This window comes from Streptomyces sp. NPDC048584, assembly GCF_043199595.1.
Classification (GTDB): Bacteria; Actinomycetota; Actinomycetes; order Streptomycetales; family Streptomycetaceae; genus Streptomyces; species Streptomyces edwardsiae.
The window spans coordinates 236,415-262,995 of the sequence record NZ_JBICWF010000003.1 but is presented as its reverse complement, the minus strand read 5'-3'; the positions used below and the strand labels follow the sequence as shown (position 1 = coordinate 262,995).

Below are 26,581 nucleotides of genomic sequence, written 5' to 3'. Positions count from 1 at the left end.
GATCGGCAGCATATTGACAACTGGCCGGACTGTACACCGATACTGTCCGCGGATATCACCTTGCACGCACATTCGTTCGATATTTCGGTCTCCCGCACAGGAAGGCGCATCATGCGACTCGTACGACTCGGAGAGCCCGGCCGGGAACGCCCCGCCGTCATCGACGACCAGGGCGTCACCCGCGACCTGACCCCGCTCACGCACGACATCGACGGCGCGTTCCTCGCGGCGGACGGCATCGCGCGGACCCGGCGGGCACTGACGGAGGGCGGCCTCCCCGTACTGGACGCCGAAGGGCTGCGCGTCGGGCCGCCGGTGGCGAAGCCCGGTGTGGTCGTCTGCGTCGGCCAGAACTACGCCGCCCACGCCGCCGAGTCCGGCAGTGAGCCGCCCACCCGTCCGGTGATCTTCTTCAAGCCGCCGAACACGGTGGTCGGCGCGTACGACGAGGTGCGGATCCCGCGCGGCTCGGTGAAGACCGACTGGGAGGTCGAGCTCGCCGTCGTCATCGGCAAGCGGGCCCAGTACCTGGACTCCCCCGATCAGGCCCTCGAGCATGTCGCCGGCTACACCGTCTCGAACGACGTGTCCGAGCGCGACTTCCAGCTCGAGCATTCCGGCGGCCAGTGGTCGAAGGGTAAGTCCGCCGCGACCTTCAACCCGCTCGGCCCTCACCTGGTCCCGGCCGACGAGGTGCCCGACGTGCAGAACCTCCGGCTGCGGTCGTTCGTCAACGGCGAGCCGCGCCAGGACTCCGGCACCGCGGACATGATCTTCTCGGTGGCGCAGCTCGTGTACGACCTGAGCCAGTACCTCGTCCTGGACCCCGGCGACGTCGTCAACACGGGCACCCCCGAGGGCGTGGCGCTCTCCGGACGCTTCCCGTACCTGAAGGCCGGCGACGTCATGGAGATCGACATCGAGGGCCTGGGACGCCAGCGCCAGACACTCGCCGCGGACTGAGGCGGCGAGGCCTGAGAGGCCTCGCGAATCCCGGATCGCGCCCCCTCAAGTCATCACTTGTATGATACGTTACGACTGCGTTGAGGGGGCGTGACAAGTCCCGCCCCGACAGCCGCCGCACCACGCGGTTCCCCGTCACCACGCATGCACCGGCACGCTCCCCGCCACTGCCGCATGCACGGGACACGAACGAGGACACAGAGGGGGAGCAGATGAAGATCACCGGTTACCGGAGCCTTGGGACGGTGCACCAGTGGGGCCGCCCCGTGGGAGACGCCAACGGTGTGGTCACCGGCGGTGTCACCGAGGTTCCGGTGCTGCTGGTCGAGACCGACGGCGGTCTCACCGGGGTGGGGCTGGGCGCCCACACCGACGCCGCGCGGATCTTTCCCGCCGTCGAGGGCCAGGATCCGCGGGCGGTCACCGCGCTCTACGACCGGATGCTGGCCCACACCTTCAAGAGCGGTCACTCCGGCTCGGTCTTCGGCACCATCGGCGCCTTCGACATGGCGCTGTGGGACCTCAAGGCGAAGATGGCGGGCGAACCGCTGTGGCGCACCCTCGGCGCCGCCGACCGCTTCGTGCCCGGCTACGCGTCGGGCCTCGACATCGCGCTCGGCGACGAGGAGCTGGTCGCGCTCTACTCCGGCTGGGCCGGACGCGGCTTCACCGGCGCCAAGATCAAGGGCGGGCTCGACACGGACCGCGACATCGGGCGCCTGGAGGCTGTCGCCGACGTACTGCGCGGCAACACCCGCTCCCCCGCCCTGATGCTCGACGTCAACGAGACCTGGGGCAGGCACCAGGCGGTCCGGCTGCTCGCCCGGATCGAGAACCGGGTCGAACTCGCCTGGATCGAGGAGCCGGTACGGCGCTGGGACGTACGGGGCAACCGGGCCGTGGCCCGCGCCGGCCGCACCCCCGTGGCCACCGGCGAGAACCTCACCGGGCTCGAACAGTTCCGTCCCCTGCTGGCCGCCGACGCGCTGCAGGTGGTGCAGACGGCGGGCGTCTGGGGCATCACCCACTTCCTGCGGGTCGCCACACTGGCCCACGGCCACGACCTGCCGGTCAGCCCCGTCGGCTACCACGCCAACCCGCTGGCCCACGCGGCCGCCGCCGTACCCAACCATCTCGCCACCGAGGTGCAGGACACCGGGATGCCGGTGGGTGTCACCGTGGACCAGGTGCTCGCGGACGGCGGCATCGTCCTCGGCGACACCCCCGGTCTGGGCATCTCCGTCGACGAGCCGGCCTTCGCCGGACTCGGCGCCGGCGCCGGCGCCGGCTGGACCCGGCCCGACGGCCCGCACGTACGGCCCCGGAGCGCCGGCCTGCGCCTCACACCGGAAACCGGCGCCACCGACCGCCCTACGCCCGTCGGGCGCACAGAAAGGGAGAGCACGCCGTGACGCGACCCCGTGCCGTCCTCGCCATGAACCCGCGGCTGACCGGCGCCCTCTTCGACGCCGACGCCCTGGACCGGCTCCGGCGTGCCACCGACATCGACACCGGACTGGTCGTCGCCGAACCGGACTCGCGGCGGTCACGCGAGGCGCTGGCCGAGGCGGAGATCCTCATCGCAGGCTGGGAGGCACCCGTCGTCCGCGCCGGCCAACTCTCGCGGCTGCGGGCCGTGATCTACGCGGGCGGGGTCGCCGCCACCTGCCTGGAGGATCCGGCGGACCTCGCCGCCCGCGGTGTGGTCGCGGCCAACGCCCGTGCCGCGAACTCCGGTCCCGTCGCCGAGTACACCCTGGCGATGATCCTGCTCGCCACCAAGCGGGTCATCCTCACCGAACGCGCCTACCGTGCCTCCCGGACGGCACCGGACCACTTCGCCCCGCAGCCGGACCACGGCAACTACCGGCAGACCGTGGGCATCGTCGGCGCCTCCACCGTGGGCCGCGCCGTCCTCGGCCTGCTGCGCCCCTTCGACCTCGACGTCCTCCTGTACGACCCCACGCTCACTCCGGAACAGGCCGGGGAGCTCGGTGCCCGTCCGGTCCCGCTGGACGAACTCATGGCCGTCAGCCGGGTGGTCTCCCTGCACCAGCCGCTCACCCCGCAGACGCACCACCAGATCGACGCGGGCAGGCTCGCGTCGATGCGGGACGGCGCCACTCTCATCAACACCGCGCGGGGCGGCGTCGTCGACCAGGACGCCCTGATCGCGGAACTGCGTACGGGACGCATCGACGCCGTACTCGACGTCACGGACCCCGAACCACCCGACCCCGGAAGTGAGTTGTGGACGCTGGACAACGTCGTGCTCACCCCGCACCTGGCCGGCTCCCTGGGCGGTGAACTGCGCCGCGTCGGCGACGCCGTCACCGACGAGGTGGAACGGTTCGTGTCGGGCCGCCCGTTCGCCCACCCGGAGGACCTCGCGGCCTCCGCGCGTACGAGGGTGCGGTGAGGCCGATGCGTTCCCGTACGTCTTCACGCGGCCCCGCGCTGACGGAACTCGGCCTCGGCGCGGCCCAGTTGGGCAACCTCGCCCGGACGACCAGCGACGAGGACGCCCAAGGTGCCGTCGACGCGGCCTGGGACAGCGGCGTCCGCTACTTCGACACGGCCCCGCACTACGGACTGGGGCTGTCGGAACGGCGACTCGGTGCCGCGCTCGCGCACCGGCCGCGCGGCGAGTTCACCGTCTCCACCAAGGTGGGCCGGCTGCTGGAGCCCAGCCCGGAGACAGCCCACCGGCAGGACGACGGAGGATTCGCCGTACCGGCCGCGTTCCGCCGGGCCTGGGACTTCGGCAGGGACGGCGTCCTGCGCTCCTTCGAGGGCAGCCTCGAGCGTCTCGGTCTCGGCCACGTCGACGTCGTCTACCTCCACGACCCCGACGACCACTGGAGGGAGGCCTCCACCACCGGCGTCGACACCCTCGTCGAACTGCGCGAGCAGGGGCTCGTGAAGGCGGTGGGGGTGGGCATGAACCAGGCACCGATGCTCGCCGAGTTCGTCCGCCGCTGCGACGTCGACCTCGTCATGGTGGCCGGCCGGCACACCCTCCTGGACCACTCGGCGCAGGAGGAGTTGCTGCCGCTCGCCGAGGAGCGCGGTGTGGGGGTCGTCGCCGCCGCCGTCTACAACTCCGGACTGCTGGCCGCGCCCCGTCCGCCGGCCGACGCCACCTACGACTATCTGCCCGCCTCCCGGGAGCTGACCGACCGCGCCGCCGCCATCGCGGACGTCTGCGAACGTCACGGAGTCACCCTGCCGGAGGCCGCCATCGCCCATCCGCTGCGCCACTCCTCGGTCGTGTCCGTGGTACTCGGCGCCCGCGACGCCGGCCAGTCCCGCACCAACGCGCGGCGCCTGGCGGCCGCCGTACCGGACGCGCTCTGGGACGAGCTGGCGGACCTGGACCTGGTGCCCGACGGCTCTGGGGCCCGTGCCGACAGGAGACTCGGATGACCGTCATCGACGCCCACCTGCACGTCTGGGACCCGACCCGCGCCCCCTACGACTGGCTGGGGCCCGCGCTGTCGCCGATCGACCGCGCGATGCGGTTCACCGACGCCCGGCCGGAGCTGCGCGCGGCCGGGGTCACCGCGAGCGTCCTCGTACAGGCCGCCGACCACGACGCGGACACCGACCACATGCTGGCGACCGCCGCCGCGCACCCGGAGATCGTCGGCGTGGTCGCCTGGCTGCCGCTGGACGATCCCGGCCGGGCCGCGACCCGGCTCGCGGCACTGCGCCGCGACCCGCACATGGTGGGTGTACGCGCCCTGATCCACGAGAAGTTCGACCCGGACTGGATCGTCCGCCCCGACGTCGGCCGGGGGCTCGCCCTGCTGGCCGAGCACGGTCTCACCTTCGACTACGTCACCTCGTCACCCGAGGCCCTGGCGCACCTACCGGAGCTGGCGGCGCGGCATCCCGGACTGCGGCTGGTCGTCGACCATCTCGGCAAGCCGCCGGTCGGCGGCGGCCCCGGGGACCGTACCCGCTGGCGCGGGCTCCTCGCCGCCGCCGCACGCCACCCCCAGGTGCACGCCAAGCTCTCCGGGCTCTACTCCGCCCGCGGCCCCCTCGGCTCCTGGACCACCGACGGGGTGCGCCCGTACGTCGAGGACGCGCTGGAGCTGTTCGGGCCGCACCGGCTGATGTACGGCGGCGACTGGCCGATCTCCGTGCTGGCCGGGGGCTACACCCGCGCCTGGGAGGCCGTCCGGGAACTCCTCGCGCCGCTGGCGCCCGTCGACCGGGCCGACGTACTCGGCGGGACGGCCGCCCGTTTCTACCGCATCGACGCCACCCTGCTCGACACCGCACGTGAAGCGGGCGTGTGAACCGCTCCGGAAGGAACGTCATGGAACACCGCACCACCACGCCGGACACGGCCGCGCTGGCCGGCTGGCTGCACAGCTGGGTGACGGAGGAGGGCGCGATCAACGGCTTCCACAACCACAGCGTGTGGGGCACCAACCCGGCGAGCTTCGTGGACTTCACCAGCGGGCACACCACCTTCGCGGGCCCGGCCGTCGGCGCCTATGCCCAGGCCCTCGCCCGGCAGCCGGACGAACGGGGCGTCGGCCTGCTGCGCAGGCTGCTGCGGTACCAGGCCGCCACCACACAGCCCGACGGCCAGTACCGGCACATCGGCTTCCAGGTCGGCGAGTCCGCGACCACCGGTCTCATCCACAACGCGGTCGGCAGCCTCGGCATGCTGCTCGCCCTGCGGCACGCCGGCCATCTGCTGCCCGCCGACGAGGTGGCCGCCGTTCTCGCGGCCGTACGGCGCAATCTGGACGCCTGCGAGATCTACGGCGGCGGCCGGCCCGGCGAGGACGGCACCTGCAACCAGGAGTACGCCCGGGTCTGGGTCAAGCAGCTCTACACCGAGCTGAGCGACGACAGGACGTACGCCGGCGAGATCCCCGAGGACCTCGCCGAACTGGTCCGTCTCTTCCACCACCGGGGCGTGCCGGACGCGGACAGCGCCGGCGCCTTCCGCACCGTGCGGGACCGGGCCGAGGGCGGCATCCTCGAACCGGCCGAGTACTACGGCCTGATGATCGTCCCCCTGGTGCTCGGCTACCGCGCCCAGGGCGACCCGGAGCTCCTCGCCGAGGCGCGGCGACTGTGCCGGCATGTGGTCCGCTCGGCCTGGACCGACGAGACCGGCGCGGTCCGCTACCACCGCTACTGGTACGTCCAGGGCGGGCGCGCGCTGAAGACGGACACCCCGATGCTGATCGCCGGCATGGGCCTGACCCTGTACGGCATCCACGAGGTGCTGGCCGAGGGCCCCGACGCCGAGCTGGAGGCGTTCACCGGGGCCTGCCTCGCCACCTACGCCGGCTACCAGACCCCGGCCGGCTACTTCGCCTCCGCGAGCGGCTGGCACAACGAGGCCGACATCGCGCCCAGTACCGCCTGGCACGCGCACGACCTGCTGTTCCTGATGGCCAGACTGGGCCCCGGCGACGGCTTCTGGGACCGGGTGCTCGCCCCTCGAGAGCGGCAGTCGGTGCTGGTCAGCGACCGCGCGTTCTGGGCCGAGTCAGGCGTCCACTGGTGTGTCCGCAGCCCGCTGACCGCCGGTGACCTGCACCTCTACGGCCGTAAGGACCGGCCCGTCTTCGCGCGCGAGTTCTTCGCCTGGACCGACCGGGAACCGCTGCCCGAGGAGCTGCGCTACCCGGACGTTCCCGAGTTCTTCGTCTCCGACGAAGGCATCCACCGCGTCGACGGCGGCGAGGCGCCCACCGACATCACCAGCGTCGGCCCCCTGCCCTACCGGGGGCGGCTGTGACGAGTGACCGTACCGCCGGCTTTCCCCCTTCGAGGAAAAGAGAGATGACAATGACGTCAGTCAACAGAGGGCGCACCGTGCGCGGTGCCACGCTCGCGGCCGTGGTTCCGCTGCTCCTCGTGGCGGCCTGCTCGTCGGGCAGCGGCTCCTCCGGGAGCGAGGACGGCGAGATACGGATGCTGGTCAACCTCACCGACAACCTCGACCAGGCCTACTGGGAGAAGCTGGTCGAGCCGTTCGAGGAGAAGACCGGGCTGAAGGTGAAGATCGAGGGCCCGACCGGCAAGTCCGTCGCCGAGTCCTTCCCTCAGCAGCTGGCCGCCGGCACCGCGCCCGACGTCATCCAGTCGGTCTTCCCGGACGACGACACGGCGCCCGAACTGATCGACCTCAGCGGTGAGGCGTGGGCGACGGACACGCCCATGTTCGACGAGTACGCGATGGGTGAGGAGCACTACGCGGTCGGCGTCGGCACCCAGACGCAGTCGCTCGTCTTCTACAACAAGAGCGCCTTCGAGAAGGCCGGGATCAGTCAGCCGCCCACCACCTGGGACGAGCTGGCCGAGGATCTGGCCGATCTGAAGAAGGCCGGTTACACGCCGATGCAGACCGCCGGCGACTACCAGACCGGCCTGCAGCTGCAGCAGATCTACCACCCGACGCTGAACCAGCTGCACCCGAAGTGGCAGACCGCGGTGGACCAGGAGAAGCTCTCGGCCGGTGACGCGTACAAGCCCGCGTTCCAGCTGTACGCCGACTGGATCAAGGCCGGCTACATCGCCAAGAGCGACGTCGGGCTCAGCCCCTCGCAGGCGGACGGCAACTTCATCGCCGGCAAGGTCGGGCTCTACACCAACGGCAGCTGGTTCGCCGCCACGCTGAACAAGTCCAAGGACCTGCCCTTCGAGGTGGGCGTGTTCTCCCCGCCGGCGGCGGACGGCCAGGCCCACCCGGGCCCGCAGGGCGCCACCATGGCCAACCCGTACATGATCCGCAAGGGCGTCGCCGACGAGGACGGTGCCAAGCGGCTGGTGGAGTACCTGGTCACCGACCCGAAGGCCATCGAGGCGCAGCTCGGCTCCGACGGGGTGTTCCGCAAGGACTCCGGGCTGGAGCAGACCGAGATCGACGCGCAGATCCAGGGCGTCCTCGACGAGGCGCCGGCCCTGGTGGCCGTCGGTGAGGGGCAGGGCAACGTCCGGCTGCCGGTGACCGGGTTCAACCCGAAGTTCACCGAGGTCGCGCAGAGCCTGTACACGGGGGCGAGCCCGGCCGACGCGGCCGAGGCGATCGACCAGTGGGTCGACGAGAACCGCTGACCGATGGATAAAACGCCCGCGAGGCCGCGGGGATGGCGCAACGCCGGTGCCGGCGTGAGCATGGTCCTCCCCGCGGTGCTCATCTACGTCGCTCTGCTGGTCGTACCGGTGATCTACGCGTTCTACTACAGCTTCACCGAGTACAACGGATTCCCCACCCGGGTCCCGGAGTTCATCGGTCTGGAGAACTACCGGACCGTGTTCGGCTCGGCCGACATGACCGACACCATGGTGATCACCGCCGTGGTGGCGGTGGCGGGTGCCGTCGTGGTCAATCTGGCCGCGCTGGGCCTGGCGTTGCTGCTGCAGCGCACCAACCGGTTCAACACCTTCGGCCGGGTGGTCATGTTCTACCCGCATGTGCTGAGCGCGCTGGTGGTCGGCTTCCTGTGGCAGGCCATCCTCGGCCCCCAGGGTGTCGTCAACACCATGCTGGAAAAGGTCGGCACGGACGCTCTGCCGTTCCTCAGCGATCCGGACTGGGCGCTGTGGTCGATGATCCTCGTCATCGTCTGGTCGCTGTTCGGTGTCCAGCTGATCCTCTATCTGGCGGGGCTGCAGGCCGTCCCGGCGGATCTGCTGGAGGCGGCGCGGATCGACGGTGCGGGCAGGTGGCGCACGTTCCGTGCCGTGACCTGGCCGTCCCTGGCGTCCACGGTGACGGTCGCGATCATCACCTCGGGCATCTCGCTGCTGAAGACGTACGACGTGGTCGTGTCACTGACCGGAGGTGGCCCCGCCGGGTCCACCAAGACCCTCGCCTACTCGATCCTCGCGGTCTCCTTCCCCCAGCGGAACATCGGCGTCGCCTCGGCGCAGGCCGTGCTGCTGATCCTGGCGGCCGCGGTCCTCGCCCTCACCGTTCTCGTGCTGCGCAGGCGTGCCGAGGACGACGCGGAGTCCATCGGATGAAAAAGACACACTCCCCGTCCGCCATCGTCCGGGTTGCGTTCATCTCCCTGACGTCCCTCGTCATGCTCGTGCCGATGTACATCCTGGTGATCAACACCTTCAAGAGCCAGCATGAGATCCTCGCCAACCCGCTCTCGCCGGCCTTCGGCACGGCGACGTTCCAGTACCTCGTGGACGCCTGGAACAACCCGGACTTCAGCATTCTGAAGGGTTACGGCATCACGTTCGCGCTGGTGCTGAGCGTGAACGCCCTCGCCATGGCGGTGTGCGCCCCGGCGGCGTACGCGCTGGCCCGTACGCCGAGGCCGGTCTCCCGGCTGCTGCTGTTCTTCTTCATCGCCGGCATGTTCATCCCGACGCAGGTGATCCTGGTGCCGGTGATCTTCGTGCTGCGGGCGGTCGGGCTGATGGGCACGCTGCCCGGCCTCATCCTGTTCATGGCGGCCACGACGATCCCGTTCACGCTGTTCGTGTTCTTCGGGTACATCCGGGTGCTGCCCCGGTCGCTGGACGAGGCGGCGGCCATCGACGGGGCCGGCACGTACTACACGCTGTGGCGGATCATCGTGCCGCTGATGCGGCCGATCATCGCCACGGTGTTCATCCTGAACTCGCTGAGCGTCTGGAACGACTTCGCCAGCCCGCAGATGATCCTCGGCCCCGGCAGCGGCGTCTACACCGTCACCACGGGTGTGTACGCGGCCGTCGGCCAGTACTCCACCGACTACACGAAGGTGTTCCCGACCCTGCTGCTCGCGGTGATCCCGATCCTGGTGATCTTCATCGTGATGCAGCGGCACATCATGAGCGGCCTCGCCGCCGGAGCCGTCAAGGGATAGCCGATGCCCGAACGCCGTACTCCCCGCCGTGTCGCGTCCGTGATCCGGCTGCGGCCGGAACACGCCGAACGTTACCGGGAGTTGCACCGGGCCGTGCCGCAGCCCGTACTGGACACGCTGTCGCGCGCCCACATCACCAACTACTCCATCTTCCTGCGGGACAACACCCTGTTCGCCTACTACGAGTACACCGGCGACGACTACGACGCCGACATGGCGGCCGTCGCGGCCGATCCCGGCACCCGGCACTGGTGGACCCTCACCGATCCCTGCCAGCAGCCCCTCGACTCGGCCGGGTCCGGGGAGCGATGGGTGGACGGCGAGGAACTCTTCCACCTGGACTGACCGGCGGGGCCGACCGTCGTCCTCACACCGAAGGAACACGCACATGACGCACACCCCCGCTCCCCCGCCCCCCGAGTTCGACGGTCTGAGGGCCGTGGTGACGGGAGGGGCGTCGGGGATTGGGCTCGCCACCGCCCGCCGTCTGGCCGCGCACGGCGCCCGGGTCGCAGTACTCGACCGCGATCCGGACGCCCTGCCGGCCGACGACGTGGAGACACTGCTGCCCGTGCGGTGCGATGTCACCGACGACGCCTCGGTACGAGCCGCCGTCGCGGACGTCGTGGACCGGCTGGGCGGCCTCGACATCCTGGTGAACAACGCCGGCATCGGCGCGCAGGGGACGGTCGCGGACAACGCCGACGCCGAGTGGGCCCGGGTGCTTGACGTCAACGTCCTCGGCATGGTGCGGACGACGCGTGCCGCGCTCCCGCATCTGCGCGCCTCCCGGCACGCGGCAGTGGTCAACACCTGCTCGGTAGCGGCGACCGCGGGGCTGCCGCAGCGGGCGCTGTACAGCGCGAGCAAGGGGGCGGTGCTGTCCCTGACGCTGGCCATGGCCGCGGACCACCTGCGTGAGGGCATACGCGTCAACTGCGTCAACCCCGGTACGGCGGACACCCCTTGGATAGACCGGCTGCTGTCGCGCGCCGACGACCCGGAGGCGGAGCGCACCGCGCTCAACGCACGGCAGCCGACGGGCCGGCTGGTGTCGGCAGCGGAGGTCGCGGCGGCGATCGCGTATCTGGCTTCCCCGGCGGCCGCGTCCGTCACCGGTACCGCGCTCGCCGTCGACGGCGGGATGCAGGGACTCCGGCTGCGTGCCGGGGAGAACTGAACGGGCGGTGCGGGCGTGGGGCGGGGCGGGGACTTATGGTCCCCGCCCCTTCTTTCTTCTGTCTTCTTCCGTCCTGGCGCTTGTCCCCGGCCTCCCCGGACTCTACTGTGCACATGTCATACATGTTCTGTGTCTGGGCAAGGTTCGAAAGGCTTCTCCATGGTGAGAACTGGTCCGAGGGCGGCGCGGCTCGCCGCAGCAGGCGTCGCACTGACTCTGATGACGACCCTCGCGGGACCGGCCGCAGCCGCGCCGGGCCGGGCGGCGGCCGGAAAACTGACGGTCTACGTCTCGGCGACCGACGGCGACGACGACAACAGCGGTGGAAAGAAGGACCCCTTCCGCACCATCACCGCCGCCCGTGACGCGCTGGCGGGCCGCACCTCGGCCGAGGCGCGCGGCACGGTCTACATCCGCGGCGGCGGTTACGTCCTCGACGACACGGTCCGGCTCACGGGGCCGGAGAACTCGTGGGTCACCTATGCCGCGTACCGCGACGAGAAGGTGACCGTCACCGGGTCCCACGAACTCCCCGCCGAGGGCTGGAAGAAGCTCACCGATCTGTCCGCCGGGACGCTCGCCGAGCCCCGGTACTCGTCCCACACCCGGCTCGCCACCCCCGAGTCGCGGGAGGGGGTGTGGGTCTACGACCTGGGGGCGGCGGGCATCGACCCGGGGACGCTGTACAAGAACGGCTTCAACTGGGTGCAGCAGCCGTTCGCGCCCGAGCTGGTCGTCGGCGGTGCGGCCCAGACCCTGGCCGAGTACCCCAACGGCAACGCGTGTTCCACCACCGGGACGGACTGTCATCTGTGGGGAACGGGTGACAAGTGGGACGCCGATACGCCCCGGGACCTGATGAACGTGGACCTGGAGGGCCGCTTCGGCCCGGAGCGCGACTGGAACCTCTCCGGTACGACGCCGAGGGCGCAGTTCGAGGACAAGAAGCAGCTCCTGGAGGACCCGGGGCAGCGTGACACCTGGTCACCACAGGAGATGCGGCGCATGACGCCGTCGGTGTTCACGGTCGGCGGCCGCGCGCTCGACGGCGACCGCTACCGGCGGTGGGCGCCCGAGGCCGAGCCCGTGGTGGACGACCTGGGGACCCGCGGACTCGGCGACTACACGGACGTTCCGGTCCAGCTCGACCCGCGCTGGACCGAGGACATCGACAACACCCAGGCCGAGACCGAGGGCTGGCTGTCCGGGTACTTCGGCAACAACTACGCCAACGACATGGTGCGGATCCTGTCGTGGAGCGGCGACCGGCTGTACACGAAGTACCCGTCCATGTACATCCCGCAGGACGCGTGGACCAAGGTCAAGGTGCTCAACGTCCTGTCGGAGCTGGACACGGCCGGTGAGTACTACATCGACCGCTACGACGACAACGACGTCCTCTACTACAAGCCCGAGGGCGGCACCGTCGAGGGCGAGGTCACCACGCTGCAGACCTTCGACAAGAACTTCTTCCTGCTCGACGGCACCGAGGGCGTGACGCTCCGGGGCCTCGCGATGACGGGGTCCCTCATCAGCGGAGTGCAGCTCCTGGACGCCGTGGGCACCCTCATCGACGGCGTCGACATCTCCAACGTGAGCATGGACGCGATCCGTATCGGGCGGACGACGGACACCATCACGACCATGCCGGACTACGAGACCGTGCAGGGCGGGCACGACAACGTCGTACGCAACTCCTACCTTCACGACCTCGGCGGGGGCGGGGTGCTGCTCGGCGGCGGGGACCGGGCCACCCTGGAGCGGGGCGACAACATCGCCCACCACAACGAGATCACCCGCTTCTCGAAGCTCGCGACGTACACCCCGGCCGGCTATCTGTACGGGGTGGGGAACTCGTTCGAGTACAACTACGTGCACGACGCCCCGCACATGGCCGTGCAGATCATGGGCAACGACATGCGGGTCAGTCACAACCACTTCTACGACGTGGTGAAGAACGCCGGTGACCAGGGAGTCGTCTACGCCGGACGGGACTTCACGTACCTCGGCAACGAGGTCGCGTACAACCACTTCGAGAAGATCGGCGGGACCAACGACGCCCTGTACCTGGACGACGGCGCGTCCGGCGTGCGGTTCCATCACAACGTGGTCGACGGCGCGCATTCCGGGGTCAATTTCAACTCGGGGCACAGCAACACGGCGAACGACAACGTCTTCATCGGGGTGAAGCACGCCGGCCACGGTGGCATCTACCACCGCAAGGGCGAGAAGTCGCTGCCGCTGGACAACAGTTGGGTGCTGCTGAGCCGCTTCGACTCGTTCCTCGACGTGCGTGAGGGCGAGAAGTACAGCGCGACCCCCGAGCATGTGGCCGCGTGGCACCGGCACTACACCGACGGGAAGGGCACGTACGCGGACGGGAAGCCGATCACCTACCCGGAGATCACCCGCTGGTATGTGCCGCGGGTGACGGCGACGGGCGAGGACTGCAGGGCGGCGGACTACTCCACCACCGGCACCAACGGCTGCAGCCGGGCCACGGTGTGGGACGACGTGAACTCCGTCTGGGCGCCGTCCCGGGTGGAGGTCGACCACGCGGTGGTCGTCGGTGACACCGGGTTCGTCGAGACGACCGCGGCCTTCACCGGTCCGACGTCGGTGTACAACCTGTCCCGGTGGAGCGACAAGGTCAACACCCATGCGGTGATGGCCACTTCGGTGGCGGAGACGGGGTTGGATCCCGACACGCTGAAGTTCTCGCGCTCCGGGCAGGTGGCCGAGGCGTACGGAACCACGTGGGTCGACGAGTGGAACCGTACCGTCTCCACGAAGGGCATCGGACGGCCGTAGCAACGGCCTTGCGGGGGGGCGTCCGTCGTGCGGCGGACGCCCCCCGCCGCTACGCCTCCGGCGGGTCGACCGGGCGGCGGCGGGCCCATGCCGACGTGATGTGCTCGCGCATCGCGTCGGCGGCCGCGTCGGCGTCCCCGCCGAGGACGGCCGCCGCGATGCGCTCGTGCGCCTGATGCGTGGCGTCGATGTGCTCACGGCTCGGATCGCCGCTGTACTGCGGAGAGCGCACTGCCTTGCCCTGGATGCCGGCGACGATGGCCCGCCCGAACGCGTCCTGCGAGGCGCGGTGGATGATCTCGTGGAACTCGATGTCGGCGCGCGAGTAGGCCGTCGCGTCGTCTCGCAGCTCCGCGAGCTCCTCGAGCTTGGCGGCGAGCGCCGCCGCCTGGCCGTCGTCGATGCGCTTGGCCGCGCGGGCGGCCATGGCGCACTCCAGGGTCGTACGGATCTCGATCAGGTTGTCCAGGAAGACCAGCCGGTCCTTGCGCTGGAACAGCGCGTCGAGGACCAGCGGATCGAGCAGACTCCACTGCTCCTGGTCGAGGACGACCGTCCCCCAGCCCTGACGGGTCGCCACGAGCCCCTTCTCGGCGAGCGTCGTCGTCGCCTCGCGGATCACCGTACGGCTCACTTCGTACCGGTCGCACAGCTCACCCGCCGACGGAAGCGCCGAGCCCGGCGGGTACTCCCCCAGCACGATGGCCGTCGTGAGGCTCTGGACCACGGCCACTGCCAGTGGCGGCCGGCGCCGTTGCGGTCGGGACACGGCGGTGGTGTCCGCGGATGGCTTACTCATGTGGTCGAAGACTCCCCTTGTTCCTGCAGATGGCCCGTCCACGCTGTTCAACGCCCCAGGTTAGCGGAACATGCTAAGGTCATCACTCGTATCACAAGTTATGAGTGATATCCCGGCTGTGACGACTGACTCGGAGAAGCACGATGCGGATCACCGGATACCGGTTGCTTGCCACGGTGCACGAGTGGGGGCGCCCGGTGGGTGATGTGAACGGTGTCGTCGCCGGCGGGGTCACCGAGGTACCGGTCGTGCTCCTGGAAACCGACGGGGGTCTCAACGGCGTCGGCCTCGGCGGTCACGCCGACATCCACCGTGTCTTCCCCGCGCTCGACGGCCAGGACCCCCGGGCCGTCACGTCGCTCTACGACCGGATGCTCGCCCATGTCTTCAAGTCCGGTCACGGCGGGCAGGTGTTCGCCACCATCGGCGCGCTCGACATGGCGCTGTGGGACCTCAAGGCGAAGATGGCCGGCGAGCCGCTGTGGCGGACCCTCGGCGCCGCGGACCGCTTCGTGCCCGGCTACGCCTCCGGGCTGGAGTACGCGCTCACCGACGAGGAACTCGTCGCGTTCTACGCTCCCTGGGCGCAGCGCGGTTTCACCGGCGCGAAGGTCAAGGGCGGGCTCGACACCGACCGTGACGTACGCCGCCTCATCGCCGTCCGGGACGTGCTCCGCGTCAACTCCCCGCGTCCGGCGCTGATGTACGACGTCAACGAGTCCTGGGGCCGGCACCAGGCGGTGCGCCTCGCCCGGCAGGTCGAGGCGCGGGTGGACCTCACCTGGATCGAGGAACCGGTGCGGCGCTGGGACGTCGCCGGGCACCGTGACGTCGTCTCCGGTGTCCGTGCCGCCGTCGCGACGGGAGAGAACCTCACGGGCCTGGAGCACTTCCGGCCGCTGCTCGACGCGGACGCGGTCGGGGTCGTACAGACCGGCAGTGTCTGGGGCATCACCCACTTCCTGCGCGTCTCCACGCTGGCGTTCGGCCACGGTCTGCCGGTGAGTCCCGTCGGCTACAACGCCAACCCGGTCGCGCACGCGGCGGCTGCCGTGCCGAACCACCTGGTCACCGAGGTGCAGGATCTGTCCGCCCCGGTGGGACTGCGTGTGGACCAGGAGATCGCCGACGGCGGGATCGTCCTCGGCGACACACCGGGGCTGGGCATCGAGGTCGACGAGGAGACGATCGCCGCCGGCACCGCCTCCGGACAGTGGTCCATCGCCGCCGGCCCCCATGTCCGCCCGGACGACGCCGGTCTGCGGCTCGCGCCGCAGGGGCGGTGAGAGGGGGAGCGCGGTGCGGGGGAGGGGAGGGACACGATCAGGAGCTCTCGCGGGCGACGACCTCGTAGCCCACGTCCCGGTGCGGCCGCTCCACGGGGGCGCCGCGCATTCGGGTCAGCAGCAGTTCGGCGGCCAGCTCGCCGATACGGGCGCTCGGCACCGCCACGGTCGTCAGCCCCGGCACGAGATGACGCGCCAGCTCGAAGTCCCCGAATCCGGCCAGGGCGAGGGTGCCCGGCACGTCGATCCCGCGCCGCACGCACGCCTGGAGGGCACCGGCTGCGAAGACGTCACTGGAGAACATCACCGCGTCCGAGTCCGGATACCGCTCCAGCGCCAGGTCCAGCAGGGTGACACCGGTGTCCATGGTGACCGGTTCGGGACCGGCGTCCACCGTGCGCGGGGCACCGCCCAGCAGATCGCGGACCGCCGTCGTATAGCCGTCGAGGCGTTCCGCCGCCCGCGGGTCGCCCGAGGTGTGCCGGCCGGCGAAGGTGATCCTCCGCCGGCCGCGCCCGACGAGGTGGGCGACCATCGCGGCGGCGGCCGCCGCGTTGGAGAAGCCGACCAGCAGGTCCACCGGATCGTCCGACCAGCCCCAGGTCTCCACCACCGGCACCCCGGCCGCCGCGAGCAGGGCCAGGGTGCCTGAAGTGTGGCTCGTCCCCACCATGAGCAGTCCGTCCGGCCGGCGGCCCAGGAAGCTGCGCAGCACGTCCTCCTCGTGCTCCGGCCGGTAGTCGGTCGTACCGACGAAGATCTGGTAGCCGTGGGCCGCCAGGGCCGTGGAGAAGGAGTGGACGGTGTCCGCGAACACGGAGGAGCTGATCTGCGGCACCAGGGCGGCGACCGTACGGCTGCGGTTCGACGCCAGATTGCTGGCGGCGAGGTTGGGCACATAGCCGGTCGCCGCGATGGCCTCCTCGACCCTGGCGCGTGTCCCGTCCGGCACCGACCGGGGGTCGCGCACCACGCGGGAGACCGTCTGCGCCGACACCCCCGCGGACGCTGCCACGTCCGAGAGGGTCACCGAACGGGTCGCGGAGCGTTTGCGCGGACGGCGGGGCGGCGGCTGGGTCACGCCGGAAACACTATCGGGACTCACAGTGCTCCCCGTGCGGCCAGCGACCGCATCAGGTCGGCGAGTCCGAAGGTCCAGGGTGTGCAGGCGTCGCCCGGCCTGATCCGGTTGACGAGGGTGCCGAGGCGGGGGGTCGCGATGGAGACGAGGTCGCCGTCGTGGTGGGTGAAACCCTGGCCCGGCGCGTCGCGGTCCTCCACGGGGGCGAACATCGTGCCGAGGTAGAGGACCGCGCCGTCGGGGTACTGGTGGTGCGGTCCGATCAACTGGCCGACGAGGTCCAGGGGATCGCGGCTGATGGCGGCCATCGAGGACTCCGCTTCGAGCCGGTGGCCGTCGGTGCCCTCGACGGTGAGGGTGACCGTCGCGCGGCGTACGTCGTCGATGCCGAAGCCCTCGTCGAAGAGCCGCAGGAAGGGTCCGAGGGCGGCCGAGGCGTTGTTGTCCTTCGCCTGCGGCAGCAGCAGCGCCGAACGGCCCTCCACGTCACGGAGATTGACGTCGTTGCCGAGGGTCGCGCCCACGACGTCGCCGGTGGAGGAGACGGCCAGGACCATCTCGGGCTCGGGGTTGTTCCACCGTGAGGCGGGATGAACGCCCGCGTCGGCGGCGGTGCCCACGGCGGCCAGCACGGGCGCCTTGGTGAAGATCTCGGCGTCGGGCCCGATGCCGACCTCCAGGTACTGGCTCCACACCCCCTGGGCGACCAGGATCTCCTTCAGTGCGGCGGCCTCCTTCGAGCCGGGCCGCAGGGAAGCGATGTCGTCGCCGATGAGGGCACGGATCCGCTCGCGGGTCGCGGCGGCCTCCGAGGCGTCACCGCGGACGCGTTCCTCGATCACCCGCTCCAGCATCGACACCACGAAGGTGACCCCGGCGGCCTTGACGGCCTGGAGGTCCACCGGGGCCAACAGCCGGGGCCGTCCGGGGTCGCGGGTGTCGTCCGGGGTGTTGGCGAGCAACTCGTCGAGCCCCGCGACGCGTTCTCCGCGCGCCGCGCGCAACCGACCTGCCGGGTCGTCGAGTTCGCACAGGTCGCGGACGGTCGCGAAGGCGGCGGTCACGTCGTACACGCCGTCCTCGCGGACGGCGACGACGGAAGGGCCGAGGCCGGGCCGATGGACCCGGCCGACGAGCGCTCCCCCGGTGCCGTCGTCGGGCAGGGTGGTCGCGGCGTCGGGCCACTGGTTCACGGGGTTCCTCTCAGCGCTTGCGGAAGACGGGGGTGCGCTTCTCGGCGAACGCGCGGCGGCCCTCGGCGGCGTCCTCGGTGGCGAAACAGATGGTCTGCAGGTCACGTTCATAGGCGAGGGCCTGGTCCTCGGGCAGGTTGGCGGCGGCCCGCAGGTTGATCTTCGCGGTCTCGGCGGCCACGGGGGCCCGTGAGGCGATCACGGCCGCCAGGGTGCGGGCCCGGTCGAGCAGTTGGGCGCGGGGTACGACCTCGCTGACCAGATGCCACTCCAACGCCCGTGCGCAGTCGATGCGTTCACCGGTCAGGAGCATCATGGCCGCATTGCTCGGGCCCGCCGCGCGGCTGAGGAAGGCGGCCATTCCGCCGCCGCCGATCCAGCCGAGCGTGATCTCCGGGGCTCCGAAGGAGGCGTTGTCGGAGGCGAGCCGGATGTCGCAGGACAGGGCCGTCTCCAGGCCGCCGCCCAGGGCGTAACCGCCGACGGCCGCGATGGTGGGGGTACGGGCGGTGCGGATGGCGTCGCAGTAGTCGACGCGGTTGCGGAAGTCCCAGGGGGTGGCGTAGCGGTCGAGTGCGCGGATGTCCGAGCCGACGCTGAAGGCGCGTTCGCCGGCGCCCGTGACGACGACGGCACGGACGTCGTCGGTGGTGTCGCACCATTCGACCGCACGGACCAGGGCCGCGGACATCTCGGGGGTGACCGCGTTGAGTTTGGCGGGCCGGTCGAGGGTGAGCGTGGCCACCCGGTCCGCGATGTCGAGGCGTACGTGTTCGGTGCCCAGGTCGGGCGGGGCGGGTCGGGTGCCGGTCATGCGGGTCGTCCTTTCGGGGTGCGGCTCGCCCGGTACAGGGCGCGCAGCCGGTCGAGTGCGTCGCGGTGGTCCGCGCGGCCGGCGAGGGCGTCCCGGACGACGGCCGAGGCCTCGCCCTGGAAGCGGATGTAGCCGGCGTGCCGGGGCCGGACCCAGGCCTGTTCGCAGGTGGTGGTGGTGCGGCGGTAGAAGTCGGCGGCGACGATGCCGGGATCGGCCCAGGCGGCTCGTGCGCTGGGCTGACCGCTGTGCCGGGGCAGGAAGTCCCGTTGCGTGGTGGGGGACATCAACCAGCGCATGTGGTCCAGGAGTTCGGTGGAGGGGGTGCTGCGGGTGCTGAGGGCGAGTCCGGTGCCGCCGAGGGTGGAGCCAGGGCGTCCGCCGGGCCCGCTGACGGGGGCGTCGGTGAACGCGATCCGGTCGGCGTAGGTGACATAGCCGTACACCAGTGGGCAGTGGGCGAGGCGGTCGGTGCCGGTCATGAGTTCCAGCAGCCCGATCGGGTTGAGGGCGCGGGTCTCGGGCGGGGCGAGCGCGTCGATCGCGGCCATGAGGCCGAGGACGGCGAGGCCGGTGCGGTGGCCGATCAGTTCGTCCGGGTCGGTGGCCGGCTCCTCGCCCAGGGCGACGGCGAGGGAGGTGAAGGTGAGGAAGGCGTGCGGTCCGGCGAGGGAGAGCGCGACCGGGGCCCGGCGGGCGAGGCGGTACACCTCGTCCCAGGTGGCGGGGGCATCACCGGCGAGGTCGGTGCGGGTGGCGGCGACCTGGGTGGCCGCGTCCAGGGGCAGCGCCCACTGGCGGCCGTCCATGGCGTACGAGCACATGGTGGGGCCGATGGAGTCCGCGCCCCAGCGGGCCAGTTCCGCAGGGGTGAACAGGTCGTCCAGGGGGCGCAGACAGCCGGCCGCGAGGGCCTCGCCGAGGTGCGGGTGGTCGAGTACGACGAGGTCGTAGCGGGCGCACAGTTCGTCGACGGGGTGGGACTCGAAGCCCTCCAGGGGCTGTACGGCCCAGCGGATCAGGTCGCCCGCCGAGGCGGCCAGGGCGTCGTGGCCGCGGGGATGGTCCCAGGTGAGTCCGGCGTAGGTCACGTGGTCTCCGCCACGGTGCCGGAGGCGAGCAGTTCCTCGATCTCCCGCTCGCCGAGGCCCGCCTCGGCGAGGACCTCGCGGGTGTGTTCGCCGGTGAGCGGGGCGCCCCGGTCGACACGCGGCGGGGTGGCGGAGAACCTGTAGGGGAAGCCGGGCATCGTGACGCGGCCCTCGGTGGGGTGGTCGTAGGTGACGAAGGTGCCGTTGTGGCGGATCTGGGGGTCCTGGACGAGGTCGGCGTAGCCGTAGACCGGTCCGGCCCAGATGCCGGCGGCCGCGAAGGCGTCGAGCCAGTGGCGCGCGGGGCGGGTCAGCAGCCGGGCCGCGGTGCGGGCGAAGATCTCGTCCCGGCCCGTCCAGCCGTGCTCCTCGTCCTCCATCGACAGGAAGGTGTCCTCGCCGATGATCTCGCCGAGCGTCCTCAGCGGCGGGAACGCGAGGACGATGTAGTCGTCGGCGGTCTCGAAGGCGCCGTAGGGCGAGCGGATGTAGACATGGGCGTGCGGCTGCGCGGAGCGGGTCTGCGGCAGTTTGCCGACGGTGTGCACCGACAGTTCCTGCATCTGCAGGGTGGTGATGGCGTCGAGCATGTTCACCGTCACGAGCTGGCCCTCGCCGGTGCGTTCGCGGTGCAGCAGCGCGGCGAGCACCCCCTCGAAGGCCGTGGACGCGGTGACGGCGTCCACCAGGTACTGGCCCGCGGCGCGCGGTGCCTCGCCGGCCCGGCCGGCGGAGAGCATCGCCCCGGACATCGCCTGGAGGAGGAGATCCTGGCCCGGGCGCCGGGCGTACGGGCCGTCCTCGCCGTAGCCGGAGATGGAGACGTACACGAGCGACGGGTTGATCGCGGCGAGGGACGCGTAGTCGACGCCGAGCCGGTCGGCGACGCCGGGGCGGTAGTTCTGCAGGAACACGTCGGCGCCCGCGACGAGCCGGCGCAGCACCTCCTTGCCGGCCGGGTCCTTGAGGTCGACGGCGAGGGAGCGCTTGTTGCGGTTCAGGGAGAGGAAGGAGACGTTGATCCGGTTGCCGCCGGCTCCGCCCGCGGCGGCGTGGCGCTGCCACTCCCCCGTGACGGGCTCGACCTTCACGACGTCGGCGCCGAGATCGCCGAGCCGCTGGGCGGCGAAGGGGCCGGCCATGGCGATGGAACAGTCGAGAACCCGGTACCCGGCGAGGATGCCGGGTCTGTCGCGCGAGGTCATGAGGCTCCTTGGGGGGCGGGCGGGACGGCACCGGCGTGGGCGGGACCGGCGGCCCGTGATGGTCGCGTTCCTTGTCCCGCACCCTGTTGTTAGCGCTATCGGTAGCGCTAACATTCACGCTAAGCGGGCACCGCTCGCAGTGTCAACGCCATGCATCCGCCCCTCGGCGCCCGGCCGGCACCGGGAAGATGGGATCCACCGATGAGACAACCCCGAGCAGCGCTCGTCACCGGCGCCGGCGGCGCCCTGGGCCGGGCGATCGCCGCCCGCCTGGCCGCCGACGGCCATGACGTCGCCGTACTCGACCGTGACGCCGAGGCACTGGAGCGGACCGCCGCGCTGGTGGAGAAGGCCGGTGCGCGGGCACTGGCCCTGACCACCGATCTGCGGGACGCGGCGGCGATCGAGGACGCCGTCGAGCGGACCGCGGCCGGGCTGGGCACGCCGCGTGTCGTGGTGAACAACGCCGCCGTGTATCCGGCCCGGCCGTTCCTCGAGGTGCCGCTCTCCGAGTACGAGGAGGTGGTGGCGGTCAACCAGCGCGCCTACTGGGTGGCCGCACAGGCCGCCGCACGGCGCATGGCCGGCACGGGCGGCGGGGCGATCGTGAACATCGCGTCGATCACGATGCACGGCGGCTGGGACTCGCTGGCCGCGTACGTGTCGACCAAAGGCGCGGCCGTCGCGTTCACCCGCGCCCTCGCCCGTGAGCTGGGGCCCGAGGAGATCCGCGTCAACTGCGTCTCCCCCGGCGCGTTCCCTACGGCGGCCGAGGAGATCCACGAGGACCCGGAGGCGTACCGGGCGCATGTGCTGGACCACCAGGCGCTGAAGCGGCGCGGGCGCCCGGAGGAGCTGGCGTCGGTGGTGTCGTTCCTCGCCGGACCGGACGCCTCGTTCGTCACCGGTCAGTGCGTCGAGGTCAACGGAGGGTGGGTGATGTCGTGAAGCTGAACGGACGTTCCTACGACCGTCGGTCGCTGGCGCGGCTCGCGGGCGATCTGAGCGCGGCCGGGGGCGTACGGTCCGTCGTCCTGGACGACGGCACCGAACGCGGCATCCGCACACTGGAGTTCCGTACGGGTGCGGGGCTCTCCTTCGACGTGCTGGTGGACCGGGCGATGGACCTGGGCGGCGCGGAGTTCGAGGGCCGGGGCTTCGGCTGGCGGTCCGCGACCGGTTTCCGCCACCCCGGTCTGCACGAGTACCGCGACGACGACGGCCTGTCGATGATGCGAAGCTTCTCGGGGCTGCTGCTCACCGCGGGCCTCGACCACACCCTCTTCGGCACCGAGGTGGACGCATCGCAGTACCGCTATCCGCCCCGGCGCACGGCCGTGCACGCCCTGCACGGGCGGGTCGGCAATCTGCCGGCCCGGCTGACCGGGTACGGCGAGCGGTGGGAGGACGACGGCCGCTGTGTGCTGTGGGCCGAGGGCGAGGTGCGGCAGGCTGCGGTCTTCGGCGAGCATCTGCGGCTCACCCGCCGTATCGAGGCCGACCTCGGCGGTACCGAGATCCGGCTGACCGACCGGGTGCGCAACGCGGGCTTCGATCCGACGCCGCACATGTACCTGTACCACGTCAACGTCGGCTGGCCCTTCCTGGACGAGGGCGCGCGCTACGACCTGCCGCCGCACCGGACGCTGTGGCGGAGCGACAGCGTCGCCGAGCAGGGTGTCTCGAACACGGATCTGCCGGGGCCGCTGCCGGGTTTCGTGGAGCAGGTGTACGAGCACGCACTGGAACCGGACGCGGCCGGCCTGGTGCGGCCCCGGCTGGTCAACGAACGCCTCGGCGTCTACTTCGAGTTGGAGTACGACACGACGCAGTTCCCGTCCTTCTTCCAGTGGATGCATCTGCGCGAGGGCGCCTACGCGGTCGGCTTCGAACCTTCCACACACCATGTGCAAGGCGAGACCGCGGCCCGCGAGGACGGCACGATGACGTTCCTGGAACCGGGCGAGGAACGGCTGTACACGACCGCGTTCCGGGTGGGGCCGGCCTGAGGGACCGGCGGTAGCCTGCGTGTTCATGATACGCGCGTGGATTCTGCCGATGCTGATGGTGCTGTGCGGCTCGGCCGTCGCGGCCGGGCTGTTCCGCACGGGCCGTGCCGGTGCGGGCGCGGCACTCCTGCTGGTGATGCTGCTGTTCGCGGGCATGAACTCGCCGCTGGTCTTCCCGCGTTCGGTCGGCGCGCGGGAGGCCCGGCGCCGCAGCGCGGCCGACGGCCGCCCGGTCGTCTACTGGCGCCCCGGCTGCGCTTACTGCCTGCGCCTGCGCGCCCGTCTGGGCCATGACGCCCGGCGGCTGCACTGGGTCGACATCTGGCGCGACCCGGAGGGAGCGGCGGAGGTACGGGCGGCCAACGACGGCGACGAGACCGTACCGACGGTCGTCGTCGGGGGCCGTACGCATGTCAACCCCGATCCCGCGTGGGTGCGCGAGCAACTCGCCGGGCCGTAGGAGAGAAGCGGGTTCCTATGCGTCCCGCTCCGCCGTTCCCGGGGCGGGTGCCGTGGTGCGCAGGTTGCGGCGGCGCAGGGTCAGGGCGGGGAGCGCCGCCGTCACGGCGACGGCCGTGGCCGCGAGGGCCCAGAGGGGGCCCGAGGCGCCGTCCATACCGGCGGCGTGGTCGACCGACCAGGCGCCGGGGCCGGTCGTCGCCAGGACGAACGCCAACGCGCCGTAGACGAACGGGACCTCGTAGCCGCCGAGGTGGGCCCAGAGGCCGTTCGGGCGGCTGGGGGCGGCGGCGACGATCATGGTGCCCATGACGACCGACGCGGCGAGCGGTGTGGCCGTGCCCGAGGCGATCAGGGCGGCGCCGGTGAGTTCGCAGGTGCCGGCGAGCAGGACGAGAGGCCGGCCCGGGCGAAAGCCCCAGCTCTCGAAGAGGGGCGCGGTGCCGTCGGGTCCCGAGCCACGGAACCGGCCCAGCAGTTTCTGGGCCGCGTGGCCGGCCAGCAGCCCCGCCAGCAGCAGCCGCAGAAGCAGCAGACCGGCGTTCATGTCGCGATGTCCGGGTACGGGAGGGAGAAGTGGCTCAGGCGTTCGCCGTACCACTTCTGGTACTCCAGCCCCTCGTGATCGCGTTCGAACAGGGCGATGAAGAGGGTGAGGGTGAGGAAGGGGTGGGCGCCGAGCGCGAAGAGCGCCGGGTGGTCGTGGGTCGCGAGGGCCTCGCGTTCCGCGTCCTCGAACCGCAGCCAGGTCGACGCCTCCGCGCCGACGCAGTTCAGCAGGGTGTTGGCCTGGGTGGCCTCCCACCAGGTGACGGTGGCGCGCGGGTCGTCCCGGTAGCGCTCGACCAGCTCGGGGTCGCGGTCGACGGTGAAGAGGAACTTGTTCATCAGGTACTTGCTCATGCCGGAACCCCCTTCGGGTACCAGGTGAAGTAGGCCTCCATGGTGTGGAACAGATCGAGGGTGTCGACGTGGTCGGCCCGGACGCCCTCACCGGCGACGCCCATCATCAGCATGAAGTCCATGAAGCCGTGGGTGGCGTTGCCCGGGCGGTGCAGGCTGTCGAGGGTGACCTCCAGGAGACAGCCCTCGATGTCGCCGCTCGCGATCCATTCGACGGCCCTGCGGTCGAACTCGGGGTCGGGGCCGTGCTCTCCGAACTGGCGGGGACCGCCGAGTTCGAGGGAGAGATGTCCGGTGCCGATGACGGCGACACGCTGGTCGGCCGGCCAGCTCTCGATGATCTCGCGCAGCGCGCGGCCCAGCTGGACGAACCGTTCCGGCCGGGGCAGCGGCGGCGCGAAGATGTTGGTGTAGACCGGCACGATCGGCAGGTCGGCCTGGGGCCGCAGGGTGATGATCGGGCACGTGATCGAGTGGTCGATCCGCAGCTCGTTGCTGAAGGCGAGGTCGAAGCCCGCGTCGAGGCCCTCGCGCAGTACATGGGCGGAGAGTTCCTCGTGCCCGCGCAGCACCATCCGGGGCAGTCCGAACTCGCGTTCCTCGTTGTAGAAGTTGGCGTCGTAGAACGGCGCCTTGCCGACCAGGAACTGCGGCATGTTGTCCAGCCACAGCTGGTGGAAGTGGTCGGAGCCGACCATGACCAGGACGTCGGGGCGGGCCCGGGTCAGGGTCTCGCGGAATTTCTCGATCTTGGCCACCCAGGTGTCGGCGAACGGGGGCCGGTCGTCGCCGGTCGCGGTGCTGGCCCGGTAGTAGAAGGGGTGATGAGTGGAGGCGATGACCGCGACCAGCTCTGCCATGGTGTGTCCTTCGTGGGATGCACGGGTCGGGAGTGGTGCCTGCGGGTGCCGCGTCGCGGCCGTACGTGGGTCAGTCGCCCGGCGGGGCGACGTACCGGGCGTTGCGGTCGACGGAGAGGTAGACGTCCATGCCGAGCGGTGAGCGCTGTTCCTCGGCGAGGTGCCCGAGGAGTCCGGCCGTACGGGCCAGCAGGGCGAATCCGCGTAGCAGACCGATGGGGAGGCCCAGGTCGGCGAGGGCCGCGCCGCACACCCCGGCGCCGTTGAGCGGGAGGGTGCGGCCGAGCACCTGCGGGTGGACACGGCCGACGGCCTCGAAGAGGCGCAGATGGGGACCCTTGTGCCCGTTCTCCTCGGCGATGGCCAGCAGGACCGGGGTGCGCGGGTCCCGGATCTTGTGCACGGGGTGTCCGAGTCCGGGGACGAGCCGCCGTTCGGCGCGCGCGGCCCGTACCGTCTCCAGCGCGAGCCGGTCCCAGCCCGCGTCGTCGGTGTCGCCGGGCAGCCGTCCCTCGTGCACGGTCAGGGCCTCGTGCAGGAAGGCCCCGCAGTCCTCGGTCACGCCGAGGAAGCGTGAGCCGCCCCCGAGGAGCCCCGCCGCGAGCGCTCCCTGGACGGAGTCGGGGGCGGACAGATAGGTGAGCCGGGTGGCGAGGGCGGTGGGGGTGAATCCGTGGTCGGCCAGGGCGACGAGGACGGCCTCGAAGACCCGGACCTCGCCGGGTTCGGGGCGGCGCTGGGTGACCAGCCACAGCGCCAGTTCCCCGAAGCCGACCCGTCCCATCAGCTCACCGGCCAGGTCGTGGCCGAGCAGGGTGATGGTGTCGGCGTCGGAGGTGCCCAGCGACGTGGGGTACTGCGGCGACTGGCCGTTGGCCGGATGCTGCACGGGGGCTGCTCCTTCGGGACGGACCGACGGGTTCGGGGGCGGGTCCGCAGGGCGGGTCGACAGGTTGGGGGGCGGGTCTGTGCGGCGGACCGACGGGTGCGAGGCGGGTCTGTGCGGCGGACCGACGGGTGCGAGGCGGGTCTGCCCGGCGGACCGACGGGTGCGAGGTCGGGGCGGACCGAGCGGGACGGCCGG

The 26,581-nt window shown here is 71.3% G+C and carries 26 protein-coding genes; 16 read left to right on the top strand and 10 right to left on the bottom strand.

Annotation, left to right across the window (positions count from 1 at the left end; translation table 11 throughout):
- The first annotated feature begins 111 nt into the window (after window positions 1–111).
- The 12 genes from ACGFR9_RS09130 (at window position 112) to ACGFR9_RS09075 (ending at window position 13,797) form a co-directional block, all read left to right on the top strand.
- Entirely contained in the window at window positions 112–963 is an 852-nt protein-coding gene (locus tag ACGFR9_RS09130) for a fumarylacetoacetate hydrolase family protein (RefSeq protein WP_393204540.1), read from the top strand.
- Between the two features lie 212 nt (window positions 964–1,175).
- Complete coding sequence (locus tag ACGFR9_RS09125; RefSeq protein ID WP_393204537.1) at window positions 1,176–2,375, top strand: mandelate racemase/muconate lactonizing enzyme family protein; 1,200 nt, start codon at window positions 1,176–1,178, stop codon at window positions 2,373–2,375.
- On the top strand, window positions 2,372–3,382 hold the full coding sequence (locus tag ACGFR9_RS09120; protein WP_393204534.1) for a hydroxyacid dehydrogenase: 1,011 nt from the start codon (window positions 2,372–2,374) through the stop codon (window positions 3,380–3,382). The genes ACGFR9_RS09125 and ACGFR9_RS09120 overlap by 4 nt, the downstream gene beginning before the upstream one ends.
- Before the next feature lie 5 nt (window positions 3,383–3,387).
- Window positions 3,388–4,389 carry an aldo/keto reductase gene (locus tag ACGFR9_RS09115; RefSeq protein ID WP_393204531.1) on the top strand — a complete coding sequence of 334 codons (1,002 nt, stop codon included), beginning with the start codon at window positions 3,388–3,390 and terminating at the stop codon, window positions 4,387–4,389.
- The gene (locus ACGFR9_RS09110; protein ID WP_393204528.1) at window positions 4,386–5,270 is read left to right on the top strand and encodes an amidohydrolase family protein; all 885 of its coding nucleotides are present in this window, start codon (window positions 4,386–4,388) and stop codon (window positions 5,268–5,270) included. The genes ACGFR9_RS09115 and ACGFR9_RS09110 overlap by 4 nt, the downstream gene beginning before the upstream one ends.
- Before the next feature lie 20 nt (window positions 5,271–5,290).
- The gene (locus ACGFR9_RS09105) at window positions 5,291–6,736 is read left to right on the top strand and encodes a hypothetical protein (RefSeq protein ID WP_393204525.1); all 1,446 of its coding nucleotides are present in this window, start codon (window positions 5,291–5,293) and stop codon (window positions 6,734–6,736) included.
- Window positions 6,737–6,780: 44 nt separating this feature from the next.
- Window positions 6,781–8,055 (top strand): ABC transporter substrate-binding protein, encoded by a 1,275-nt coding sequence (locus ACGFR9_RS09100; protein ID WP_393204522.1) that lies wholly within the window; start codon window positions 6,781–6,783, stop codon window positions 8,053–8,055.
- A 60-nt stretch (window positions 8,056–8,115) separates the two neighbouring features.
- Window positions 8,116–8,967: a carbohydrate ABC transporter permease gene (locus ACGFR9_RS09095; RefSeq protein WP_234325336.1), complete on the top strand. Its 852-nt coding sequence runs from the start codon at window positions 8,116–8,118 to the stop codon at window positions 8,965–8,967.
- Window positions 8,964–9,806 carry a carbohydrate ABC transporter permease gene (locus tag ACGFR9_RS09090; RefSeq protein ID WP_393204519.1) on the top strand — a complete coding sequence of 281 codons (843 nt, stop codon included), beginning with the start codon at window positions 8,964–8,966 and terminating at the stop codon, window positions 9,804–9,806. Before ACGFR9_RS09095 ends, ACGFR9_RS09090 begins: the two co-directional genes overlap by 4 nt.
- A 3-nt stretch (window positions 9,807–9,809) precedes the next feature.
- Entirely contained in the window at window positions 9,810–10,151 is a 342-nt protein-coding gene (locus tag ACGFR9_RS09085; RefSeq protein WP_393204516.1) for an L-rhamnose mutarotase, read from the top strand.
- A gap of 43 nt (window positions 10,152–10,194) precedes the next feature.
- On the top strand, window positions 10,195–10,986 hold the full coding sequence (locus ACGFR9_RS09080) for an SDR family NAD(P)-dependent oxidoreductase (protein WP_393204513.1): 792 nt from the start codon (window positions 10,195–10,197) through the stop codon (window positions 10,984–10,986).
- A gap of 219 nt (window positions 10,987–11,205) precedes the next feature.
- A complete protein-coding gene (locus ACGFR9_RS09075) occupies window positions 11,206–13,797 on the top strand; it encodes a right-handed parallel beta-helix repeat-containing protein (RefSeq protein ID WP_393204510.1) in 2,592 nt (863 codons plus the stop codon).
- Window positions 13,798–13,846: 49 nt separating this feature from the next.
- Here ACGFR9_RS09075 and ACGFR9_RS09070 read toward each other — a convergent pair whose 3' ends face one another.
- Window positions 13,847–14,596, bottom strand: coding sequence for a FadR/GntR family transcriptional regulator (locus ACGFR9_RS09070; protein ID WP_393204507.1), 750 nt, complete (start codon window positions 14,594–14,596; stop codon window positions 13,847–13,849).
- A 143-nt stretch (window positions 14,597–14,739) separates the two neighbouring features.
- On the opposite strand from ACGFR9_RS09070, the gene ACGFR9_RS09065 reads away from it, so the two are divergent.
- Window positions 14,740–15,882, top strand: a complete 1,143-nt coding sequence (locus ACGFR9_RS09065) for a mandelate racemase/muconate lactonizing enzyme family protein (RefSeq protein ID WP_393204504.1) — start codon at window positions 14,740–14,742, stop codon at window positions 15,880–15,882.
- Between the two features lie 37 nt (window positions 15,883–15,919).
- Here the strand turns inward: ACGFR9_RS09065 and ACGFR9_RS09060 are convergent, their stop codons facing one another.
- From ACGFR9_RS09060 to ACGFR9_RS09040, 5 genes are all read right to left on the bottom strand, one after another.
- Complete coding sequence (locus ACGFR9_RS09060) at window positions 15,920–16,897, bottom strand: LacI family DNA-binding transcriptional regulator (RefSeq protein ID WP_393204501.1); 978 nt, start codon at window positions 16,895–16,897, stop codon at window positions 15,920–15,922.
- 86 nt (window positions 16,898–16,983) lie between these two features.
- Window positions 16,984–18,156 (bottom strand): fumarylacetoacetate hydrolase family protein, encoded by a 1,173-nt coding sequence (locus ACGFR9_RS09055; protein WP_393204498.1) that lies wholly within the window; start codon window positions 18,154–18,156, stop codon window positions 16,984–16,986.
- Window positions 18,157–18,166: 10 nt separating this feature from the next.
- On the bottom strand, window positions 18,167–18,970 hold the full coding sequence (locus ACGFR9_RS09050; RefSeq protein ID WP_393204495.1) for an enoyl-CoA hydratase/isomerase family protein: 804 nt from the start codon (window positions 18,968–18,970) through the stop codon (window positions 18,167–18,169).
- Window positions 18,967–20,061: an extracellular solute-binding protein gene (locus tag ACGFR9_RS09045; protein ID WP_393204492.1), complete on the bottom strand. Its 1,095-nt coding sequence runs from the start codon at window positions 20,059–20,061 to the stop codon at window positions 18,967–18,969. Before ACGFR9_RS09045 ends, ACGFR9_RS09050 begins: the two co-directional genes overlap by 4 nt.
- Window positions 20,058–21,266 (bottom strand): CaiB/BaiF CoA transferase family protein, encoded by a 1,209-nt coding sequence (locus tag ACGFR9_RS09040; RefSeq protein ID WP_393204489.1) that lies wholly within the window; start codon window positions 21,264–21,266, stop codon window positions 20,058–20,060. The genes ACGFR9_RS09045 and ACGFR9_RS09040 overlap by 4 nt, the downstream gene beginning before the upstream one ends.
- Window positions 21,267–21,467: 201 nt before the next feature.
- On the opposite strand from ACGFR9_RS09040, the gene ACGFR9_RS09035 reads away from it, so the two are divergent.
- The 3 genes from ACGFR9_RS09035 to ACGFR9_RS09025 are packed head-to-tail and all read left to right on the top strand — an operon-like array spanning window position 21,468 to window position 23,735.
- Complete coding sequence (locus ACGFR9_RS09035; RefSeq protein ID WP_393204486.1) at window positions 21,468–22,214, top strand: SDR family NAD(P)-dependent oxidoreductase; 747 nt, start codon at window positions 21,468–21,470, stop codon at window positions 22,212–22,214.
- Complete coding sequence (locus ACGFR9_RS09030) at window positions 22,211–23,275, top strand: aldose 1-epimerase family protein (protein WP_393204483.1); 1,065 nt, start codon at window positions 22,211–22,213, stop codon at window positions 23,273–23,275. Before ACGFR9_RS09035 ends, ACGFR9_RS09030 begins: the two co-directional genes overlap by 4 nt.
- Before the next feature lie 25 nt (window positions 23,276–23,300).
- Window positions 23,301–23,735 (top strand): glutaredoxin domain-containing protein, encoded by a 435-nt coding sequence (locus ACGFR9_RS09025; protein ID WP_393204480.1) that lies wholly within the window; start codon window positions 23,301–23,303, stop codon window positions 23,733–23,735.
- Between the two features lie 15 nt (window positions 23,736–23,750).
- Here the strand turns inward: ACGFR9_RS09025 and ACGFR9_RS09020 are convergent, their stop codons facing one another.
- From ACGFR9_RS09020 to ACGFR9_RS09005, 4 genes are all read right to left on the bottom strand, one after another.
- Window positions 23,751–24,281 (bottom strand): DoxX family protein, encoded by a 531-nt coding sequence (locus ACGFR9_RS09020; RefSeq protein ID WP_393204477.1) that lies wholly within the window; start codon window positions 24,279–24,281, stop codon window positions 23,751–23,753.
- Entirely contained in the window at window positions 24,278–24,637 is a 360-nt protein-coding gene (locus tag ACGFR9_RS09015) for a hypothetical protein (protein ID WP_393204474.1), read from the bottom strand. Before ACGFR9_RS09015 ends, ACGFR9_RS09020 begins: the two co-directional genes overlap by 4 nt.
- Entirely contained in the window at window positions 24,634–25,497 is an 864-nt protein-coding gene (locus ACGFR9_RS09010) for an extradiol ring-cleavage dioxygenase (protein ID WP_393204472.1), read from the bottom strand. Before ACGFR9_RS09010 ends, ACGFR9_RS09015 begins: the two co-directional genes overlap by 4 nt.
- A 70-nt stretch (window positions 25,498–25,567) precedes the next feature.
- Window positions 25,568–26,386, bottom strand: a complete 819-nt coding sequence (locus ACGFR9_RS09005; protein WP_393204469.1) for a citryl-CoA lyase — start codon at window positions 26,384–26,386, stop codon at window positions 25,568–25,570.
- Between the last annotated feature and the right edge of the window lie 195 nt (window positions 26,387–26,581).

Excerpts from the sequence above, each read along its gene's own strand:
- ACGFR9_RS09130 (WP_393204540.1), top strand. The coding sequence starts at position 112 with ATGCGACTCGTACGACTCGGAGAGCCCGGCCGGGAACGCCCCGCCGTC.
- ACGFR9_RS09125 (WP_393204537.1), top strand. The coding sequence starts at position 1,176 with ATGAAGATCACCGGTTACCGGAGCCTTGGGACGGTGCACCAGTGGGGC.
- ACGFR9_RS09115 (WP_393204531.1), top strand. The coding sequence starts at position 3,388 with ATGCGTTCCCGTACGTCTTCACGCGGCCCCGCGCTGACGGAACTCGGC.
- ACGFR9_RS09110 (WP_393204528.1), top strand. The coding sequence starts at position 4,386 with ATGACCGTCATCGACGCCCACCTGCACGTCTGGGACCCGACCCGCGCC.
- ACGFR9_RS09105 (WP_393204525.1), top strand. The coding sequence starts at position 5,291 with ATGGAACACCGCACCACCACGCCGGACACGGCCGCGCTGGCCGGCTGG.
- ACGFR9_RS09100 (WP_393204522.1), top strand. The coding sequence starts at position 6,781 with ATGACAATGACGTCAGTCAACAGAGGGCGCACCGTGCGCGGTGCCACG.
- ACGFR9_RS09095 (WP_234325336.1), top strand. The coding sequence starts at position 8,116 with ATGGTCCTCCCCGCGGTGCTCATCTACGTCGCTCTGCTGGTCGTACCG.
- ACGFR9_RS09090 (WP_393204519.1), top strand. The coding sequence starts at position 8,964 with ATGAAAAAGACACACTCCCCGTCCGCCATCGTCCGGGTTGCGTTCATC.
- ACGFR9_RS09085 (WP_393204516.1), top strand. The coding sequence starts at position 9,810 with ATGCCCGAACGCCGTACTCCCCGCCGTGTCGCGTCCGTGATCCGGCTG.
- ACGFR9_RS09080 (WP_393204513.1), top strand. The coding sequence starts at position 10,195 with ATGACGCACACCCCCGCTCCCCCGCCCCCCGAGTTCGACGGTCTGAGG.
- ACGFR9_RS09075 (WP_393204510.1), top strand. The coding sequence starts at position 11,206 with ATGACGACCCTCGCGGGACCGGCCGCAGCCGCGCCGGGCCGGGCGGCG.
- ACGFR9_RS09070 (WP_393204507.1), bottom strand. The coding sequence starts at position 14,596 with ATGAGTAAGCCATCCGCGGACACCACCGCCGTGTCCCGACCGCAACGG.
- ACGFR9_RS09065 (WP_393204504.1), top strand. The coding sequence starts at position 14,740 with ATGCGGATCACCGGATACCGGTTGCTTGCCACGGTGCACGAGTGGGGG.
- ACGFR9_RS09050 (WP_393204495.1), bottom strand. The coding sequence starts at position 18,970 with ATGACCGGCACCCGACCCGCCCCGCCCGACCTGGGCACCGAACACGTA.
- ACGFR9_RS09040 (WP_393204489.1), bottom strand. The coding sequence starts at position 21,266 with ATGACCTCGCGCGACAGACCCGGCATCCTCGCCGGGTACCGGGTTCTC.
- ACGFR9_RS09035 (WP_393204486.1), top strand. The coding sequence starts at position 21,468 with ATGAGACAACCCCGAGCAGCGCTCGTCACCGGCGCCGGCGGCGCCCTG.
- ACGFR9_RS09025 (WP_393204480.1), top strand. The coding sequence starts at position 23,301 with ATGATACGCGCGTGGATTCTGCCGATGCTGATGGTGCTGTGCGGCTCG.
- ACGFR9_RS09020 (WP_393204477.1), bottom strand. The coding sequence starts at position 24,281 with ATGAACGCCGGTCTGCTGCTTCTGCGGCTGCTGCTGGCGGGGCTGCTG.
- ACGFR9_RS09015 (WP_393204474.1), bottom strand. The coding sequence starts at position 24,637 with ATGAGCAAGTACCTGATGAACAAGTTCCTCTTCACCGTCGACCGCGAC.
- ACGFR9_RS09010 (WP_393204472.1), bottom strand. The coding sequence starts at position 25,497 with ATGGCAGAGCTGGTCGCGGTCATCGCCTCCACTCATCACCCCTTCTAC.